Annotated in this window: 16 protein-coding genes; 6 read left to right on the forward strand and 10 right to left on the reverse strand. The window is 46.8% G+C overall.

Annotated features, from left to right (window positions below; genetic code table 11):
• Nucleotides 1-33: 33 nt before the first annotated feature.
• From leuS to ICN30_RS04625, 3 genes are all read right to left on the reverse strand, one after another.
• On the reverse strand, nt 34-2,706 hold the full coding sequence (gene leuS, locus ICN30_RS04615; RefSeq protein WP_216273570.1) for a leucine--tRNA ligase: 2,673 nt from the start codon (nt 2,704-2,706) through the stop codon (nt 34-36).
• Between the two features lie 32 nt (nt 2,707-2,738).
• Complete coding sequence (gene dapB / locus ICN30_RS04620; RefSeq protein WP_216273714.1) at nt 2,739-3,545, reverse strand: 4-hydroxy-tetrahydrodipicolinate reductase; 807 nt, start codon at nt 3,543-3,545, stop codon at nt 2,739-2,741.
• 67 nt (nt 3,546-3,612) lie between these two features.
• Nucleotides 3,613-4,332, reverse strand: coding sequence for an outer membrane protein assembly factor BamE (locus ICN30_RS04625; RefSeq protein ID WP_216273572.1), 720 nt, complete (start codon nt 4,330-4,332; stop codon nt 3,613-3,615).
• Nucleotides 4,333-4,375: 43 nt separating this feature from the next.
• Between ICN30_RS04625 and fur the strand changes: the two genes are divergently transcribed.
• Complete coding sequence (gene fur / locus ICN30_RS04630) at nt 4,376-4,834, forward strand: ferric iron uptake transcriptional regulator (RefSeq protein WP_216273716.1); 459 nt, start codon at nt 4,376-4,378, stop codon at nt 4,832-4,834.
• Between the two features lie 105 nt (nt 4,835-4,939).
• Here fur and gap read toward each other — a convergent pair whose 3' ends face one another.
• Both gap and tkt read right to left on the reverse strand, forming a co-directional pair.
• Nucleotides 4,940-5,968 (reverse strand): type I glyceraldehyde-3-phosphate dehydrogenase, encoded by a 1,029-nt coding sequence (gap, locus tag ICN30_RS04635; RefSeq protein WP_216273574.1) that lies wholly within the window; start codon nt 5,966-5,968, stop codon nt 4,940-4,942.
• Nucleotides 5,969-6,024: 56 nt separating this feature from the next.
• Nucleotides 6,025-8,019: a transketolase gene (tkt, locus tag ICN30_RS04640; protein ID WP_223146608.1), complete on the reverse strand. Its 1,995-nt coding sequence runs from the start codon at nt 8,017-8,019 to the stop codon at nt 6,025-6,027.
• 43 nt (nt 8,020-8,062) lie between these two features.
• Here tkt and ICN30_RS04645 point away from each other — a divergent pair, with 43 nt between their 5' ends.
• Nucleotides 8,063-8,824 (forward strand): 16S rRNA (uracil(1498)-N(3))-methyltransferase, encoded by a 762-nt coding sequence (locus tag ICN30_RS04645; protein ID WP_216273576.1) that lies wholly within the window; start codon nt 8,063-8,065, stop codon nt 8,822-8,824.
• Nucleotides 8,825-8,856: 32 nt separating this feature from the next.
• Here the strand turns inward: ICN30_RS04645 and ICN30_RS04650 are convergent, their stop codons facing one another.
• Both ICN30_RS04650 and ICN30_RS04655 read right to left on the reverse strand, forming a co-directional pair.
• On the reverse strand, nt 8,857-9,477 hold the full coding sequence (locus tag ICN30_RS04650; RefSeq protein WP_216273578.1) for a barstar family protein: 621 nt from the start codon (nt 9,475-9,477) through the stop codon (nt 8,857-8,859).
• 138 nt (nt 9,478-9,615) lie between these two features.
• The gene (locus ICN30_RS04655; protein WP_255533104.1) at nt 9,616-11,955 is read right to left on the reverse strand and encodes an NADP-dependent malic enzyme; all 2,340 of its coding nucleotides are present in this window, start codon (nt 11,953-11,955) and stop codon (nt 9,616-9,618) included.
• A gap of 72 nt (nt 11,956-12,027) precedes the next feature.
• On the opposite strand from ICN30_RS04655, the gene thiL reads away from it, so the two are divergent.
• From thiL to ICN30_RS04670, 3 genes are read left to right on the forward strand one after another with little or no spacing between them, the layout of a single operon-like run.
• Nucleotides 12,028-13,050: a thiamine-phosphate kinase gene (gene thiL / locus ICN30_RS04660; RefSeq protein ID WP_216273580.1), complete on the forward strand. Its 1,023-nt coding sequence runs from the start codon at nt 12,028-12,030 to the stop codon at nt 13,048-13,050.
• Complete coding sequence (locus ICN30_RS04665) at nt 13,047-13,628, forward strand: phosphatidylglycerophosphatase A (RefSeq protein WP_216273582.1); 582 nt, start codon at nt 13,047-13,049, stop codon at nt 13,626-13,628. The genes thiL and ICN30_RS04665 overlap by 4 nt, the downstream gene beginning before the upstream one ends.
• Nucleotides 13,625-14,149: a CinA family protein gene (locus tag ICN30_RS04670; protein WP_216273584.1), complete on the forward strand. Its 525-nt coding sequence runs from the start codon at nt 13,625-13,627 to the stop codon at nt 14,147-14,149. Before ICN30_RS04665 ends, ICN30_RS04670 begins: the two co-directional genes overlap by 4 nt.
• A gap of 18 nt (nt 14,150-14,167) precedes the next feature.
• On the opposite strand, the gene corA is transcribed toward ICN30_RS04670, so the two are convergent.
• Nucleotides 14,168-15,139, reverse strand: coding sequence for a magnesium/cobalt transporter CorA (corA, locus tag ICN30_RS04675; RefSeq protein WP_215376764.1), 972 nt, complete (start codon nt 15,137-15,139; stop codon nt 14,168-14,170).
• Between the two features lie 74 nt (nt 15,140-15,213).
• On the opposite strand from corA, the gene pyrF reads away from it, so the two are divergent.
• Nucleotides 15,214-16,059, forward strand: a complete 846-nt coding sequence (pyrF, locus tag ICN30_RS04680) for an orotidine-5'-phosphate decarboxylase (protein ID WP_216273586.1) — start codon at nt 15,214-15,216, stop codon at nt 16,057-16,059.
• 28 nt (nt 16,060-16,087) lie between these two features.
• Here the strand turns inward: pyrF and mtgA are convergent, their stop codons facing one another.
• Both mtgA and aroE read right to left on the reverse strand, forming a co-directional pair.
• Nucleotides 16,088-16,828 (reverse strand): monofunctional biosynthetic peptidoglycan transglycosylase, encoded by a 741-nt coding sequence (gene mtgA, locus ICN30_RS04685; RefSeq protein ID WP_216273588.1) that lies wholly within the window; start codon nt 16,826-16,828, stop codon nt 16,088-16,090.
• A gap of 17 nt (nt 16,829-16,845) precedes the next feature.
• A complete protein-coding gene (gene aroE, locus ICN30_RS04690; RefSeq protein WP_216273589.1) occupies nt 16,846-17,754 on the reverse strand; it encodes a shikimate dehydrogenase in 909 nt (302 codons plus the stop codon).
• Between the last annotated feature and the right edge of the window lie 20 nt (nt 17,755-17,774).

Raw genomic sequence — 17,774 nt, forward strand, 5'->3', positions numbered from 1 at the left:
GTTTAGTTTCTATTCAAAGTAATTTGCAACGATCTAAGCAACAATATTAATTAAGCGACCCGGCACCACAATCACCTTTTTAGGGGCTCCGCCATTTAATGCTTTCACGGCAGGCTCGCTTTGTAATGCCAAAGCCTCAATTTGCTCTTTGGTGGCATCCGCAGGCACACGGATATCACCACGCAACTTGCCATTGATTTGCAACATGATGGTCAATTCAGTTTGAATCAGCGCAGCTTCATCTACTACAGGCCATGGCGCATCCAATAGAGTGCCAAAAGATTGATCGCAACCAATCTCATTCCAGAGGGCATGCGTCAAGTGAGGCACAACTGGGTAAAGCACCCGAATCAAAATACTTAAACACTCACGCAATACTGCAGGTCGTACTGCAGTCTTATCACCTAATTTCACGGGTTCTAAGACGTTCAACATCTTCATTGCCGCAGAAACTACGGTGTTGTACTGGCGACGCTGATAATCAAAATTCGCCTGCTTCAGAATAGTATGTACTTCACGACGCAATTCTTTTTCTGCATCATTCAAATCGCTTGGCAACGCTTCACTGGCAACACGGATTGCATCAGCCTGACTGCTGGAATACATCCATACGCGGCGCAAGAAACGTGAGGCACCTTCTACGCCGGCACTAGACCACTCGAGCTGCTGCTCAGGAGGAGCAGCAAACATCACAAATAAACGCGCAGTATCCGCACCATATTGATCAATCAATGCCTGGGGATCAACGCCATTGTTTTTACTCTTAGACATCTTCTCAACGCCACCAATAATGACTGGTGTGCCAGAAGTATCGCCTTTTAGCTTGGCGCTTTGAGGACGGCCCTTTTCATCTAGCTCGAGCTCTACATCTAAAGGATTTAACCAAGTCTTTTTGCCTGATGCTTCTTCAGAGTAATAAGTCTCATTGAGCACCATGCCTTGCGTCAGCAAGTTTTGGAATGGCTCATCAAAAGTAATAAGGTTCAGATCGCGCATGACCTTAGTCCAGAAGCGCGCATAGAGCAGATGCAAAATCGCATGCTCAATACCGCCAATGTACTGATCCATTGGCATCCAGTATTCGTTACGCGCATCGACCATGGTCTTCGCATCTGAACCGGTATAACGCATGAAGTACCAAGAAGAATCCACGAAGGTATCCATGGTGTCAGTCTCGCGACGAGCGGCCTTGCCACATTTTGGACACTTCACATTCAGGAAGTCTGCACGCTTATTGAGCGGATTGCCGCTGCCATCTGGAACGCAATCTTCAGGTAACACTACTGGTAAATCTGCTTCAGGAACTGGCACAGCGCCACAACCTGGGTTCTGCTCATCGCCACAGTGAATAATCGGAATTGGTGTTCCCCAATAACGCTGACGAGAGATACCCCAATCGCGCAAACGGTAAGTGGTTTTGATTTCACCAATACCCATCTTTGCCAAATCTTGAGCTACCGCATCAACCGCCTCTTCATGCGATAAGCCATCGTATTTGCCGCTGTTTAAGCAAACAACATCATCTTTTTGAGCATACCAATCTTGCCAATGGCTAGTGTTGAACATGTCTGATGGAGTGCGCAAAGCAATCACCTGCTTAATCGGCAAGTCATATTTAAGTGCAAACGCAAAGTCACGCTCATCATGCGCAGGTACACCCATGACAGCGCCATCACCATACGACATCAGTACATAGTTACCAACCCAAACTGGCACAGGTTCATTAGTCAGCGGATGTGTCACATACAAACCAGTGAACATACCCTCTTTTTCTTGGGTAGCTAGGTCAGCTTCAATCACGCTACCCGTTTTGCATTTCTCAATAAATACAGATAGCTCAGGATTATTGGTGGCCGCCAATATTGCTAATGGATGCTCTGCAGCGACTGCACAGAAAGTAACTCCCATGATGGTGTCGGCACGCGTTGTAAATACATACAACTGACCATCTTGAACAAAATTGCCATGTGCGTCTTGGATCTCATGCTTGAACGCAAAACGTACACCACGACTTTTACCAATCCAGTTTTGCTGCATAGTCTTCACACGCTCAGGCCAACCTAAACCATCTAAACCTGAAAGCAATTGCTCAGCATAGGCAGTGATATTGAAGTAATAACCTGGAATCTCACGTTTTTCTACCAAAGCGCCGGAGCGCCATCCGCGCCCATCAATCACCTGCTCATTTGCCAATACGGTTTGATCGATTGGATCCCAATTCACGACTTGAGTCTTGCGATAAGCAATACCCTTTTCAAGCATCTTCAAAAAGAGCCATTGGTTCCAGCGATAGTAATCAGGGCTACAAGTAGCAACTTCGCGCGACCAATCAATTGCGAGACCCATCGCTGCCATTTGCTTTTTCATATAAGCAATGTTGTCGTAGGTCCATTTAGCCGGTGGCACTTTATTCTGAATCGCTGCATTTTCAGCAGGCATACCAAAAGCGTCCCAACCCATTGGCATCAAGACGTTATAGCCCTGCATGCGCAGCTGTCGTGCCATCACATCATTGATGGTGTAGTTACGGACATGGCCCATATGCAACTTACCTGATGGGTAAGGCAACATGGAGCAAGCATAGTATTTTGGTCTTGGCTTACCGGAAGCATCAACCGCGTTCTCGGCTACCTTGTAAGCTTGCGCACTTTCCCAATCAGCACGTGCTGCAGCTTCAATACTGCGGTGATCGTAATCCTTGCTCATTCAATACAACTCTTTTCTTCTACTCTGTTTTACTAAACTGATTTACGCAGGCCAAGAACATCTTGCATGTCATACAAGCCGGAATTCTGAGTCTGCAAGAAACGTGCAGCGCGCAATGAACCTTGCGCATAAGACTGGCGGCTCGAAGACTTGTGGCTAATCTCAATGCGCTCACCCTCACCTGCAAATAAGACGGTGTGATCGCCCACAATATCTCCACCACGAATAGTGGCAAAACCTATCGAACCGGCTTTACGCTCGCCGGTATGACCTTCGCGGGCATACACAGCAACATCGTCTAATTTTTCACCAAGCGCATCCGCAATCACTTCACCCATTCGCAGTGCGGTGCCTGATGGAGCATCGACCTTATGGCGATGGTGGGCTTCAATGATTTCAATGTCGTAACCTTCGTTCAACATCTTGGCAGCAATTTCTAATAATTTGAATGTGGCATTCACGCCCACACTCATGTTTGGAGCAAACACGATGGCTAAATTTGCGGATGCTTTCTTCAGGCTATCGATTTGTTCTGGACTCAGACCAGTGGTTCCGATAATCATTTTGCTGCCGGTCTTTTGCGCTACAGCTAAATGGGCCATCGTGCCTTCTGGTCGAGTGAAGTCAATTAAGAATTCAGCGCCACTCAAGGCCTTAGCAATATCCGATGTAATGGATACGCCAGTTTTTTTACCCAAGAACGCACCAGCATCTTCACCTAATAGCGGGCAAGACTCATGCTCTAAGGCACCAACCAACTCAGCATCCGAGAAATTGAGTACGGCCTCGATCAACATTTTTCCCATGCGGCCGGTTGCACCAGCAATTGCGATTTTCATCATTTGTATCTTCGTTTCTTATTCAAGGTTGTCGAAAAAGCCGCTCGACATCAACACAACTTTATCTTTACTTTGCTTCACTAGCCTGCGGAACATTGAGAGCGCCAGGACCCAAGGGTTGAGGATCAGGCTGGGCATCTGGTGATTCTTTTGAAAAACTAAAAAAGTCCCAAAAGGAACTACTAGCGGGAGCCGCAGGCACAGGCGCCCCAGCGGGCAAATTATTGGTTGGGCTAGGCACCAGCAACTCTGGCTGCTGCAAAGGCGCAGTTACTGGAGGCTTGTTCGAGCCCGTCATGACATCCCAGAATGAACGCTTAGTTTTTGCATAGCCATCAATCTCGGCAACCAACTCCACTTCAGTTGGCAAGGCATCGCCTTGGAACTTAACTAATTTATCGCCTTCAAAAAACACGGTGACGCGACGCTCTTTACCCATCACCTGACCAGAACGCTTGAATTCAAAAACATAGTCCCAACGATTGGCGTGGAAATAACTAGCCAGTAAAGGTGTTCCCAAAATTTGACGAACTTGTTCGCGACTCTGACCTACTTGCAGCTTGGCGTATTGCTCACTAGAAATAAAGTTTCCCTGCACCACATCAGGGACGTAAGGTCTAAAGACTTTATTCATCCAGGCGCGCTGGGTTTCATCTACGGCGCTAGTACAGCCGGTAACGATCATCACCGAACTAACAGCGGCAATAACTAACCCAGACCGAGCGAGGCCAAAAACCCCAAAAATGGAGTTCAATAGACGAGTAAAAAGTTGAGGGCAATTTTGCATGGCAGGCCGTATCATTAAGACATTGATTTTAGCTCCCAAACCCATGAATATGAACCAAAACCCGACTCCAGCAGATTTACGCGACATTGGCCTCAAGGCGACCGGTCCACGCATGAAAATCCTGGACTTTTTTCATCAAAATGGTGGCACGCACTTTAGCGCCGAAGACGTCTTTATGGCCTTGGCCAAGGATGACAAAGAAATTGGCTTGGCCACGGTATACCGGGTACTCACCCAGTTTGAACAAGCAGGGCTCTTGCTCCGCAGTCATTTTGAGTCTAGTAAAGGCGACAGCAGGGCTATTTATGAGCTCAATGAAGGACAGCACCACGACCACTTGGTTTGCCTGGATTGCGGCCACGTGGAGGAGTTTGTCGATGAGGCAATTGAGAAAAGGCAACGCGATATTGCCAAAAACCTCGGTTTTAAGCTCCAAGAGCACTCTTTAGCGATGTATGGCCACTGTCAAAAGAAGAATTGTCTGAATAAGCCAAAGTCCTAATCTAGGAAGATAAGCACAAATAATGACAAAAGACCTCAATTGAGGTCTTTTTTACATATAAAACAAGATGTTAAGCGCTTTTAACCTTAAAACCTCATCAATTTCTTACTTTACAGCCATCAATGCTTCAGCAGCATTGAGCATTTGGACTGAATAGCCCCACTCGTTGTCGTACCAAGCCAAGACTTTGACCAACTTGCCATCTGCTGATACGCGAGTCTGGGAAGCATCGTAAATACTTGGGCGTGGATCGTGATTGAAGTCGATGGAAACCAAAGGCAAGGTATTGAAACCCAAAATACCCTTCAATTCACCTTCACTCGCTGTTTTGAGGATAGAGTTCACTTCGTCCACGCTGGTAGCGCGGCTGGCAGCAAAGGTTAAGTCCACAACAGAAACGTTAATGACAGGCACGCGCATTGCAAAACCGTCAAAGCGTCCTGCTAAAGCTGGCAATACTAAGCCAACCGCTTTTGCAGCGCCAGTCTTGGTTGGGATCATGCTGGTCACAGCAGAACGCGCACGGCGCATATCCTTGTGATACACGTCAGTCAGAACCTGATCATTTGTAAACGCATGAATCGTGGTCATCAAACCAGACTCGATACCAATCTTTTCTAGTAATGGCTTAACCAAAGGTGCTAGACAGTTAGTTGTACAACTTGCGTTAGAAACCACGACATCGCTTGGTTTGAGAACTTGCTGATTCACACCGTAAACGATTGTGGCATCCACATCCTTTTCACCCGGAGCGGAAATCAGCACTTTCTTCGCGCCCTGAGCAATATGCACCATGGCTTTTTCTTTTGAAGTGAATTTGCCTGAGCACTCGAGCACCAAGTCCACACCCAATTCACCCCAAGGGGTTTCTAAAGGATTGCGGGTAGAGAACATCTTGATGCGATCGCCGTTCACCACCATGCAATCGCCATCCACTTTTACTTCAGCAGGAAAACGGCCGTGCGCAGAATCATATTGCGTCAGATGTGCATTGATATCGATATCACCCATCGCGTTAATTGCGACGATTTTGATATCACGTCTTGGCTTGCCATTGACTTGATCTTCATACAAAGCACGTAAGACCATGCGACCAATACGACCATAACCGTTAATTGCGACACGAATTGTCATTCCATTCCCCTTACTAATTTTGAATTCCTAAATAAATACCTTGCTTCTTGTCTGTTCTATTTCTTTGCGATGCATTGCTTCACAGTTTTAGCAATCTGATCGACTGTTAAACCAAAATATTCATAGAGCACAGGTGCTGGAGCTGATTCACCAAAAGTATCAACACCGTGTACTGCTGCACAACCATACTTCCACCAGAAATCAGTCACACCTGCTTCAACAGCAATGCGCGGAATGTCGGCCGGCAAGACTTTTGCTTTGTAAGTAGCATCTTGTTGATCGAACACGGTAGTTGATGGAATTGACACCACACGAATTCCAAAACCTTCACCTTCTAAACGCTCTGCAGTTTGTAAGGCCAAAGCAATCTCAGATCCTGTAGCAATAATCACTGCATCGATTTTGGATTTCTTAGGGTCACGCAAAATATATCCACCGCGTGCAATATCTTTTACTTGCTGGCTATTGCGCGACACAAATGGGCAGTTTTGACGACTGAAGATCAAGGCGCTTGGGCCATGCTTACGTTCAATCGCAGCGCCCCATGCAACCGCACTCTCAGTGGTGTCACATGGACGCCAAACCATCAAATTCGGAATGAGGCGCAAGCTTGCTACGTGCTCAACAGATTGGTGAGTTGGGCCATCTTCACCCAAGCCAATAGAGTCATGCGTAAAGACAAAGATGCTGCGCAACTTCATTAATGCAGCCATGCGCAATGCGTTGCGGCTGTAATCAGAGAAAGTTAGGAATGTTCCACCAAATGGAATATAGCCGCCATGCAAAGCGATGCCATTCATGATGGCGCTCATACCAAATTCGCGCACACCGTAATTAATGTGGTTACCCCATTGGTCACCACGTACAGCTTTACATGAAGACCAGTTGGTTAAATTAGAGCCCGTTAAGTCGGCAGAGCCGCCCATGAATTCTGGTAATGCAGGAGCTAATGCCTCGATGGCATTTTGACTTGCCTTGCGAGTAGCAATGGTTTCCGCTTTGGTTTCGCAAGTTTTTAAATAAGCATCTAAAGTTTTAGAGAAATCTTTAGATAAGTCGCCCTGCATACGGCGCTGTAATTCAGAGGCCAACTCTGGATATTTATTTTTGTAGGCCTGGAATTCTTTATTCCACTCATGCTCAGCAGCTTGACCACGTTTCTTGAAATCCCAAGCATCGTAAATATCTTTCGGAATTTCAAACGGGGCATACGGCCAGTTCAAGGCAACACGAGTTGCTGCAATTTCTGCTGCGCCCAATGGGGAACCATGCACCTTATCGCTGCCAGCCATATTCGGCGAACCTTGACCAATCGCTGTCTTGCAACAGATCAAGGTAGGCTTGTCGCTCTTTTTGGCTTTAGCAATTGCACTAGATATAGCCTCTGCATCATGACCATCCACATCGCGCAGAACATTCCAGCCATAAGCCTCAAAACGCTTAGGCGTATCTTCGTTAAACCAAGACACCACTTTGCCATCAATGGAGATACCGTTGTCATCCCATAGTGCAATCAATTTATTGAGTTTGAGTGTGCCAGCCAATGAACACACTTCATGACTAATACCCTCCATCAAACAACCATCACCCAAAAATACATAGGTGTAGTGATCAACAATATCGTGACCTGGGCGATTAAATTCTTGCGCTAATAATTTTTCAGCAAGCGCCATACCCACTGCGTTTGAAATCCCCTGGCCCAAAGGACCAGTAGTTGTTTCTACTCCAGGAGTAATTCCATATTCAGGATGCCCAGGAGTTTTGCTATGCAACTGACGGAAATTTTTCAGCTCGCCAATTGGTAAGTCGTAACCCGTGAGATGCAGTAAGGAATACAACAACATCGAGCCGTGACCGTTTGATAAAACAAAGCGATCGCGATTCATCCAATGCGGATCAGTTGGGTTATGTTGCAAATGCTCGTTCCAAAGACCAACTGCAATATCGGCCATACCCATTGGCATTCCAGGGTGACCAGAATTGGCTTGTTGAACTGCATCCATGGATAAAGCACGAATGGCGTTTGCCATACGAATTTGAAGGTTTGACATCGTAAATTGGGTCTCTAGGAAATTAATTAGCTATATTTCAGTAATGCCTCAATTTTATCTTCCCGGCCCATGGGAAATCCAAAAGCCAAATACCCTCACCCCTGAGCTCGCACATCACTTGCGCGTCCGCCGTATCCAGGTTGGTGAATTCTTCCCCATCTTTGATGGAAAAGGCCAGGTTGCCAAGGCTAAGCTTCTTTCCATTAGCAATAAATCCGGCGAGGCTGAGCTGAGCGACATTCACCTAGACACCCATCGTGAGAGCCCATATGCGATCACCTTGGCACAAGGCCTGGCTGGTGGCGACAAGATGGATTGGGTCGTCGAGAAGGCCATAGAGACCGGCGCTCAAGTCATTGCGCCACTGCAGTGTGAGCGCTCAGTCATTAAATTAACTCGCTCTAGTGATGCGGAGAGGGCGCAAAAGCGCCTCCTCCACTGGGAGGGCATTGTTCAGGCGGCCTGTGAGCAATGTGATCGCACAGTTTTAGCTTCTGTAGAACCCGTTCAAAGTTTTGAAAGTTATCTACAAAAGCCACAAAAAGCCACACTTAAGCTACTTTTAAGCCCAGATACTGACAAAAGCCTGTATTCAGTATTAATTGAAAGTCCACCGCAGGATGTTATTTTGATGATTGGGCCCGAAGGTGGTCATTCTCCAGAAGAAGAGGCTCAAGCTCAGGCTGCTGGATATCAGATTGTTTCTTTAGGTGATCGAGTATTGCGAACTGAGACCGCTGGAATTGTGGCGATCACTGCCGTTCACAGTATTTGGGACCCAGAAATGCAAAATCGCCTCAAATAGAGGCGATTTATGCTGATTTACTGCTGAGTCAATTAGGCGAATGAATAGAACACACGATAAGGTGTGCGACGCTCTGACCAGAAATCAACCGCATCACGGAACACATCCAATAATGTTTCGCGAGCTTCTTTGTCAAACTTCTGTGTACAAGGCAGACCTTCAAGCACCACTACGAAACCAGGCTGTGGACCAGACTTATCAACAGTAGTCGTCAAAGCATCTAGCAAAGGATCGAAATTCTTCGCTTGTTGCTTGGTAAATGTGTAGGCAATCGCAATCGCCTCCAACACTTCACCTTTAGTCATCGCATTTGCACAATTAGCATAAATGAAATGTTGGCCAAGCTCAGTAGCAGCCTCCTGAAGGTCAGGAGTGCGGAAAGCACGAATAGATTGCACGATATTAGGGCGCACACTGCGCAACATTGCCGGCGGTCCGGCATCGCGAACGGCCAAAGCGGCACGCCAAGAAGCTGTCACTTTTTTCCCCGAAACTTGATTTGCTGCATAGGTTTGTAAACGAGATAAACCGCCCTCAGCATAGATGTTGGCAGCGGATGACTCTACTTCAAGTCGATCGTTGCTATCCCAGCTTTCAGCTCGACTGTGTTCGTCGAAGCCTACTGTAGTGCCGTTTTCAGAGCGATTATTCATGATGGGTGCTAGGTTACCCTTAACACGCCATCAAATCAAGCCCAATTACAGTGCATTTTATATAAACTGTTGATTTATATAATAATTATTTATGTTAGTTATTGCTAACTAACATAAATAAAAGCTTACATTTACAGCTTAAGCTACGCCTCTAGCATTACTTGCTGCCTCAACTACCGCCAAAGTGGTGACATTGACGATACGACGCACAGTGGCTGATGGCGTCAGAATATGAATCGGCTTAGCAGCACCTAAGAGCAATGGGCCGATTGCAATACCGTTACCAGCAGCAGTCTTTAGCAAGTTGTAGGAAATGTTGGCAGCATCAATATTTGGCAACACTAACAAGTTGGCATCGCCTTTTAAAGTAGATGAAGTCACCGCGCTGGCACGAATGGTTTCGTCCAAAGCGCTATCGCCATGCATTTCACCATCCACCTCGAGAGTTGGGTCTGCTTTTTGAATCAAAGCCAACACTTCACGCATTTTGACTGCGGAAGGAGCGCTGCTTGAACCAAAGTTGGAATGGGACAAGAGTGCAACCTTCGGTGCTAAACCTAATTTACGCATTTCACTTGCAGCCATCAAAGTCAATTCAGCCAATTGCTCGGCAGTCGGATCAATATTGACATGGGTGTCTAGCAAAAACACTTGGCGTCCCGGCAAAATCAATCCAGACATTGCGCCATAAACATTGGCACCAGGCTCGCGACCCACTACTTCGTCGACATACTTTAAATGCGTAGCTGAATTACCAACCGTTCCGCAAATCATGCCGTCAGCCATGCCTTTACTAATCATGATTGAGCCAATCAAGCTATTGCGACGACGCATCTCTAACTTGGCAAAAGATTCGGTAACACCCTTACGTTCAGTCAAGGCTAAATAGGTTTGCCAGAAATCACGATAGCGCGGATCATTCTCGGGATTCACAACCTCAAAGTCTTCACCTGATTTAATACGTAAACCAAACTTCTCAATGCGATGCTCGATCACTGCTGGACGACCAATCAAAATCGGGGTAGCTAAATGCTCATCAATAATGATTTGTACTGCACGCAATACGCGCTCATCTTCACCTTCGGCAAACACGATGCGTTTTTGTGCAGCAGGCACACGTTTAGCAATGCTAAATAGTGGCTTCATCAAAGTACCTGAGTGGTACACAAATTGTTGCAACTGATTACGGTAAGCATCAAAGTCTTTAATCGGACGTTGAGCAACACCATCATCCATCGCCGCCTTAGCAACTGCAGGTGCGATGACAGTAATAAGGCGCGGGTCAAATGGTTTCGGAATTAAATATTCTGGGCCAAAAGATAAGTTCTCAATACCGTACACAGAGGTCACCACTTCGCTCTGTTCAGCTTGCGCCAACTCCGCCACAGCCTTGACTGCAGCGACTTCCATGCCACGCGTAATGGTGGTTGCACCAACGTCTAATGCACCACGGAAGATGAATGGAAAGCACAACACGTTATTCACTTGATTTGGATAATCAGTACGGCCAGTTGCCATCACGGCATCAGGGCGAACTTCTTTTACCTCTTCAGGAAGAATCTCTGGGGTTGGATTTGCCAAGGCGTAGACCAATGGCTTAGGCGCCATCTTTTTAACCATATCTTGTTTCAGTACGCCACCAGCAGAAAGACCTAAGAAAATATCTGCGCCTTCAATTGCTTGATCTAGAGTACGTAGTTCTGTCTCTTGGCAGAACGGCTCCTTCTCAGGATCCATCAACTCTTTACGGCCCTTGTACGCAACCCCAGCTAAGTCAGTAACCCAAATATTTTTACGTGGAATACCAAGATCAACTAATAAATCCAAACAAGCTAATGCGGCAGCACCAGCACCCGAAGTAACTAACTTCACATTACCGACATCTTTACCAACAACTTTCAAGCCATTCAGAATTGCGGCAGCAACCACGATCGCAGTTCCATGTTGATCATCATGGAAGACTGGGATCTTCATGCGAGCCTGTAACTTGCGCTCGACCACAAAACAATCTGGTGCCTTGATATCTTCTAAATTGATACCGCCAAAAGTCGGCTCAAGCGCAGCAATAATTTCAACTAATTTATCTGGATCGTTTTCATTCACTTCGATATCGAAAACATCAATGCCAGCAAATTTCTTAAAGAGAACTGCTTTACCTTCCATTACCGGCTTACTTGCCAATGGTCCAATATTCCCTAAACCCAAGACCGCAGTTCCGTTAGTAATCACGCCAACTAAATTGCCACGCGCTGTATAACGGAATGCATTGGCAGGATCTTTAGCAATCTCTTCGCAAGCTGCAGCAACACCAGGCGTGTAAGCCAATGCGAGGTCTCGCTGATTGGTTAACTGCTTTGTTGGGGCAATTTCAATTTTTCCTGGAACAGGAAACTCGTGATAGTGGAGAGCGGCGGCTCTTAAATCCGCTATTTGTTGTTCTTTACTGCTATTGCTTGGTTTACTCATCAGTTCACTCATCAATCAGACGTATTCAAGCTTCTAATTCTATTCCTCTCAGATGAAAGAGTCCCAAGAGCCATAAAATGGGGCATGCAATCTCAAACATCCCCACTCGGCGAATTTGACCTGATTCAGCGTTTCTTCAAAACGCAGTCGGAACTCATGCTCACCAAGAATCCCGGTTCAGTAAAGCTGGGGATTGGTGATGACTGCGCTTTACTTAAAATCGACCCCACTGAAGAAATTGCGATCACCAGCGACATGCTGATCTCTGGACGACACTTTTTTGCAGATGCCAACCCAGAGTGGCTAGGCTGGAAAGCCCTAGCAGTCAACCTCTCAGACCTAGCAGCCATGGGCGCTAAGCCTTTGGGCTTTACCTTGGCACTGGCATTGCCAGACCCCAATCCAAGCTGGCTGGAGGCTTTTAGTAGAGGTTTATTTGCCATTGCAAATGAATATGACTGCCCACTGATTGGTGGCGACACCACTGCTGGCCCACTGAATATTTGCATCACGGCCTTTGGCGGCACTCCGAAAGACAAGGCCATTCGAAGATCGGGGGCCTTGGAAGGTGATGATATTTGGGTTTCGGGAACCGTTGGCGACGCCAGAATTGCGCTTGCTGCACTGCGTCATGAAATTGAATTATCAAAAGATGATTTAGCACTTGTTGAGGTACGCATGCATCAACCAACCCCAAGAGTGAATTTGGGTCTTGCCTTGAGAGGTCTTGCTAATTCCGCTTTAGATATTTCCGATGGCCTCTTGGGTGATTTGAAACACATCCTCAAACAGTCAAGCAAAGATGCAGAAATATTTTTAGACAAGATTCCAAAATCTAGCACGCTACTCAAGCAATCACAAATCATCCATCATCAATACGCTGCGAGCGGTGGGGATGATTACGAGCTGTGTTTTACCGCTCCAAAATGCAAACGGGATGTCATCGCCAAAATCAGTGCAGATCTAAATCTTCCGCTGACTCAAATTGGTAGCATCAAATCCATGCAACACTCAGCACCTGAGATACACATCATCGATAACAATGGGAAAGAATTAAATTCTCAGCAAGCAACCTTCCTGCTGAAATCTTTTGATCACTTCGCATGAACACCCAAACTAATACGCCAAGCTCCTCCACCCTCACTCCCAGCTTCAAGTGGGTGTTTAGCAAACCTAGTCGCGCCCTTGCATTCGGCATGGGCAGTGGTTTGGCGCCATTCGCCCCTGGCACCGCGGGAACCCTGTGGGCTTGGGCTGCATTCTTAGTAGGCGAGTATTTTCTATCTACCGAAGCATGGTTGTGGATCATCGGAATGGGAATACTGCTGGGTTGCTGGATCTGCGGACAAGTCAGCGAAGAGTTGGGTAAAAAAGATTTTGGCGGAATTGTGTGGGATGAAGTTGTCGCCTTCTGGCTTGTGTTGATCTTCATCATGCCAGCAAGCCTATGGGTACAAATTTTGGCTTTTGCACTCTTCCGATTTTTTGATGCCGTGAAGCCAGGTCCGATTGGAATGATTGATCGACACTTTAAACATTTAGAAGGTGGCGATAATTCCACTCCATCCAATTTTGGTTTAATACTTTGGCGCGGTTTCGGAATCATTGCCGATGATTTGGCTGCAGCATTTTTCACTCTACTCACCATTACGCTTTTACACATTGGATTGAGCTATATCTCATGAAAAATAATAACGACCCCCAACATGAACTAGCGAGAGCAGTTGCGCTAACTTTAATCAGCCGAGATTGGAAAATTGCCCTAGCTGAATCCTGTACCGGCGGCCTTGTCTGCGCAACCCTGACGGATTTAGCGGGCTCAAGCGATTGGCTTGAGCGAGGCTACATCACCTATAGCAATGCCGCAAAATCTGAATGCTTAAATGTGCCAGTGGAAACGATTGAATCTTTTGGCGCAGTCAGCGAGCAAGTAGCTAAAGCGATGGCTGAAGGGGCACTTCGCAATGCGAATGTCAACGCCGCCATCTCTATTACTGGCATCGCTGGCCCAACAGGAGGTTCACCTGAAAAACCAGTTGGCACTGTTTGCTTTGGCTGGGCGATCAAAGAGAGTGTTGGAAATGATGTGATCAATACCGTCACACTGACCAAGCATTTCAACGGTGATCGTCAAATCGTACGAGAGCAAGCGCGCGATTTTGCGCTCTCTCAATTTCTGGAAATGCTTAAACCTAAAAACGCCTAATAAGGCAGCAATACAGAATTAGCGTGAGCTTAGCCAGCCCTTGTGGCGGAAGTAGCCTAATGGAATCATCGCTGAAATCACCATAGAGATAATGGCGACTGGATAACCCCAAGTCTCTTCTAACTCAGGCATGTAGCGGAAATTCATACCCCACACACTAGCCAATAAAGTAGGCGGCATTAAGGCAACCGATACCACCGAGAAGATCTTGATGATCTTACTTTGGTTCAAATTAATAAAACCGACTGTCGCATCCATCAAGAAGTTGATCTTATCGAACAAGAACGCGGTATGGTTTTCTAGCGAATCAATATCTCGCAAAATCTGACGCGCTTCTTCTTGCTGCTCATCAGACAATAATTTGCTGCGCATTAAGAAAGACAATGCACGGCGGGTATCCATCACATTGCGACGGATACGTCCGTTGGTATCCTCTTCCTTGGCAATTGTTTCAAGCACCTCTTCTGCATCGTTATCAGTAATGTCATCTTGCAGAACGCGCTTACCTGCTTGCTCGAGGTTTTCATAAACCTCTTCCAAAGCATCAGCGGAATACTCCGCATCAGTGGAATACAGGTCGAGTAAAACGTCTTTTGCATTACTTACTGACCCTGGGCGCAAACGGGCACGCAAGCGAACCAAACGGAACACCGGTAAATCTTCATCATGAATAGAGAACAAAACTTGCTTGGTCATTACGAAAGCGACTCGCACGTTACGAGAAGTTTCTTCTTCATCCAATAGGAAATCAGTACGAATATGGAGGTGGCCGTCATCTGCCTCGAAATAACGCGCAGACGCTTCTAAGTCACCCAAATCATCTAATTCAGGCAAAAGAACGCCAAAAGCCTCTTTAATCCATAGGAGCTCTTCCTCTTCAGGGTCTACAACGTCGATCCAGATAGGGTTGGAGTATTGCAACAATTCATTGCGATCTTCCACTTGCTCTTGAGAGAGGCGGCCATTTTGCAGGACGAACAAGTTGATCATGGTGAACTCCTAAGGAATGGTCGCTAGTTTATCCTATAGCTCATGACAGTTTCACTAAAATAAGCTTATTCCCAATGAACTCCAGCCCAAACACCTTTACCCAACAACTCCAGTCCGCATGGGCTTCCCAAGGCAGTATGTTGTGTGTGGGCTTTGATCCAGATCCTCAGCGCTTGCCCGCCGTATTCCAGAGTAAGCCTGAGGGGATTTTTGAGTTCTGCCGCGAGATCGCTGATGCCACTGTGGATACCGCCTGTTCCTTTAAACCCCAGTTCGCCTACTTCGCCTCCCAAAGAGCTGAAGCCCAACTAGAAAAACTGACTAGATACCTTAAAGATAAATACCCCCATATCCCAGTCATCTTGGACTCTAAACGCGGCGATATCGGCAGCACTGCTGACCACTATGCCTTAGAGGCTTTTGAACGCTATGGTGCGGATGCGGTGACCGTGAATCCTTACATGGGCTTTGACACGATCGAGCCTTATCTAAAGCACGCTGGTAAGGGTGTGATTGTTTTATGCCGCACCTCAAATCCAGGAGGCTCTGACCTTCAGTTCTTGAATGTGGCCCCCAATGGCGAACCGCTTTACCTGCATGTTGCCAAGCTGGCTGCGCAGAAATGGAATACCTCTGGTCAAATCAGCCTCGTTGTTGGCGCAACCTTCCCCGAAGAAATTGCTAAGGTAAGAGCGATTGTGGGCGAGATGCCTTTGCTCATCCCAGGTATTGGCGCTCAAGGCGGCGATATCGATGCCACTGTGAAGGCTGGCGGCATCCCGAATAAACCAGGCACTGGCATGATGATTAACTCTTCTAGAGCAATCTTGTACGCGAGCTCAGGAAATGATTTTGCTGAGGCAGCCAGAAAAGTAGCTATCACTACGAGAGATGCATTAAGGGCTGTAGCTGGAAAATAAAAAGGAGTTGGGTCTAGTTTCAGTAAACCTATCGCGCCTTTGGTTTTGGAGTGGGCGTTAGAGCCACTCTATCCATGTTTTCTAAAATAAAGTCTTGTCTTGTAGGGAAATGAATATTGGCTTTGCGGCAGTACTGCGCTTTGTCGAAACACTTTGGAGCTGGCAATGCTGAGGCTAAAGCTGCCGCCTGTTCGCGATCAAGTGATGCCGGCTTTACTCCATAGTAATGTTGAGAAGCGGCACCAATTCCAAAAATACCTTCGCCCCACTCTACTGAATTCAGATAAATCTCGAACAGCCTCTGCTTAGATAGCATGACCTCAAGTAGGCCCGTAATAATCAGCTCCTGCGCTTTGCGAAAATAATTCTGCTCAGAAGAGAGAAAAAGATTCTTTGCTAGTTGCTGCGTAATTGTGGAGCCACCACGTAAAGCAGTTTTAGCTTTACCGCCCTGTTGATTGAGCTGTGAATTTTTAGCCCATGCCTTTTGCATATCCTCCACTCGTACACCCATATGCTGAAAGAAGATGTCATCTTCGCTCACCAAGACCGCACGCTTGAGATTGGCAGAGATTTTTTCGTAGGGAACCCAAGATGACTGCACCGGGCAAGACCAAGACAGACCACAAAGCCGCCAGCGTTCCGCCCTCTGAAATGCAGTGCTACTTGGATCCAGCGCCGCCCATAAGCCAATCTGCATTACAAAGTACATTTGCATGGCAACAAAACCACAAAGTAAACATTTCAGAAGGTGAGAAAGCCAGCGCATCGAAGCTCAGCTAGAAACTAGTAAGTGCGAAGTTCTGCCAATACGGCGCGAGAATCAATCGCATCAGCAAGCGAAGCGCCACGCCAAATTAAGAAGGCGTCTGCAGCCTGCTCTACTAGCATGCCCAAGCCATCACTTACCCGTGCGCCGCGATGTAATGCTTGCTGCATAAAGGCGGTGACTTTGCCGTAAACCATGTCGTAGGCGAAAGATTTTGGAATAAAAATATTACTTGCTGCTGCATCACTAATCGGCGATGTATCGGATAGTCCGGCAGCAGTGGCATTAATAATGAGATCAAAAGGAGACGTAGTCTTACTAGCATCTTCAAGATCGCTTAAAGAAACTGCCTGGAATACAACATCCAGTGAGCCAGCCAAATCACCAAACAAGCGAACCAATTCTTCAGCCTTGGCATTAGATCGATTGGCAATCATTAATTCTTTTGGCGACTGCTCTAGCAATGGGCCCAGCACTCCGCGCGATGCACCGCCCGCTCCCAATAATAGAATTCGGGAGCCTTGAATCTGGATACCCTGCGCTAATAGGTCTCTAACTAAACCAGCGCCATCGGTGTTATCGCCAAAGATTTTTCCATCCTTAATACGCAAAGTATTTACAGCGCCAGCGAGCTGCGCACGCGGTGTTAATACATCTGCAAGTGCCTGAGCATCCAACTTAAATGGAACAGTGACATTCATGCCTTTGCCGCCAGCAGCAAAGAAAGCTTGCGCAGCAGTTTTGAATTGATCAAGTGCAGGCTGCAAACGACCGTAGTGCATTTTTTGATTTGACTGCTCAGCAAACCGTTGATGAATCACGGGCGATTTACTGTGTGAGATCGGATTACCGGCGACCGCATAAATATCCACACCAGGAAATTGGGTGGGATCGGTATGCAATTCAACGGAAGTGGCTTGGCTCATAGTGACTACAGGATAAGCGA

The sequence above is a fragment of the Polynucleobacter sp. 31A-FELB genome (assembly GCF_018882405.1).
GTDB lineage: Bacteria > Pseudomonadota > Gammaproteobacteria > Burkholderiales > Burkholderiaceae > Polynucleobacter.

Excerpts from the sequence above, each read along its gene's own strand:
- leuS (WP_216273570.1), bottom strand. The coding sequence starts at position 2,706 with ATGAGCAAGGATTACGATCACCGCAGTATTGAAGCTGCAGCACGTGCT.
- dapB (WP_216273714.1), bottom strand. The coding sequence starts at position 3,545 with ATGAAAATCGCAATTGCTGGTGCAACCGGCCGCATGGGAAAAATGTTG.
- ICN30_RS04625 (WP_216273572.1), bottom strand. The coding sequence starts at position 4,332 with ATGCAAAATTGCCCTCAACTTTTTACTCGTCTATTGAACTCCATTTTT.
- fur (WP_216273716.1), top strand. The coding sequence starts at position 4,376 with ATGAATATGAACCAAAACCCGACTCCAGCAGATTTACGCGACATTGGC.
- gap (WP_216273574.1), bottom strand. The coding sequence starts at position 5,968 with ATGACAATTCGTGTCGCAATTAACGGTTATGGTCGTATTGGTCGCATG.
- tkt (WP_223146608.1), bottom strand. The coding sequence starts at position 8,019 with ATGTCAAACCTTCAAATTCGTATGGCAAACGCCATTCGTGCTTTATCC.
- ICN30_RS04645 (WP_216273576.1), top strand. The coding sequence starts at position 8,063 with ATGCCTCAATTTTATCTTCCCGGCCCATGGGAAATCCAAAAGCCAAAT.
- ICN30_RS04650 (WP_216273578.1), bottom strand. The coding sequence starts at position 9,477 with ATGAATAATCGCTCTGAAAACGGCACTACAGTAGGCTTCGACGAACAC.
- ICN30_RS04655 (WP_255533104.1), bottom strand. The coding sequence starts at position 11,955 with ATGAGTGAACTGATGAGTAAACCAAGCAATAGCAGTAAAGAACAACAA.
- thiL (WP_216273580.1), top strand. The coding sequence starts at position 12,028 with ATGCAATCTCAAACATCCCCACTCGGCGAATTTGACCTGATTCAGCGT.
- ICN30_RS04665 (WP_216273582.1), top strand. The coding sequence starts at position 13,047 with ATGAACACCCAAACTAATACGCCAAGCTCCTCCACCCTCACTCCCAGC.
- ICN30_RS04670 (WP_216273584.1), top strand. The coding sequence starts at position 13,625 with ATGAAAAATAATAACGACCCCCAACATGAACTAGCGAGAGCAGTTGCG.
- corA (WP_215376764.1), bottom strand. The coding sequence starts at position 15,139 with ATGATCAACTTGTTCGTCCTGCAAAATGGCCGCCTCTCTCAAGAGCAA.
- pyrF (WP_216273586.1), top strand. The coding sequence starts at position 15,214 with ATGAACTCCAGCCCAAACACCTTTACCCAACAACTCCAGTCCGCATGG.
- mtgA (WP_216273588.1), bottom strand. The coding sequence starts at position 16,828 with ATGCGCTGGCTTTCTCACCTTCTGAAATGTTTACTTTGTGGTTTTGTT.
- aroE (WP_216273589.1), bottom strand. The coding sequence starts at position 17,754 with ATGAGCCAAGCCACTTCCGTTGAATTGCATACCGATCCCACCCAATTT.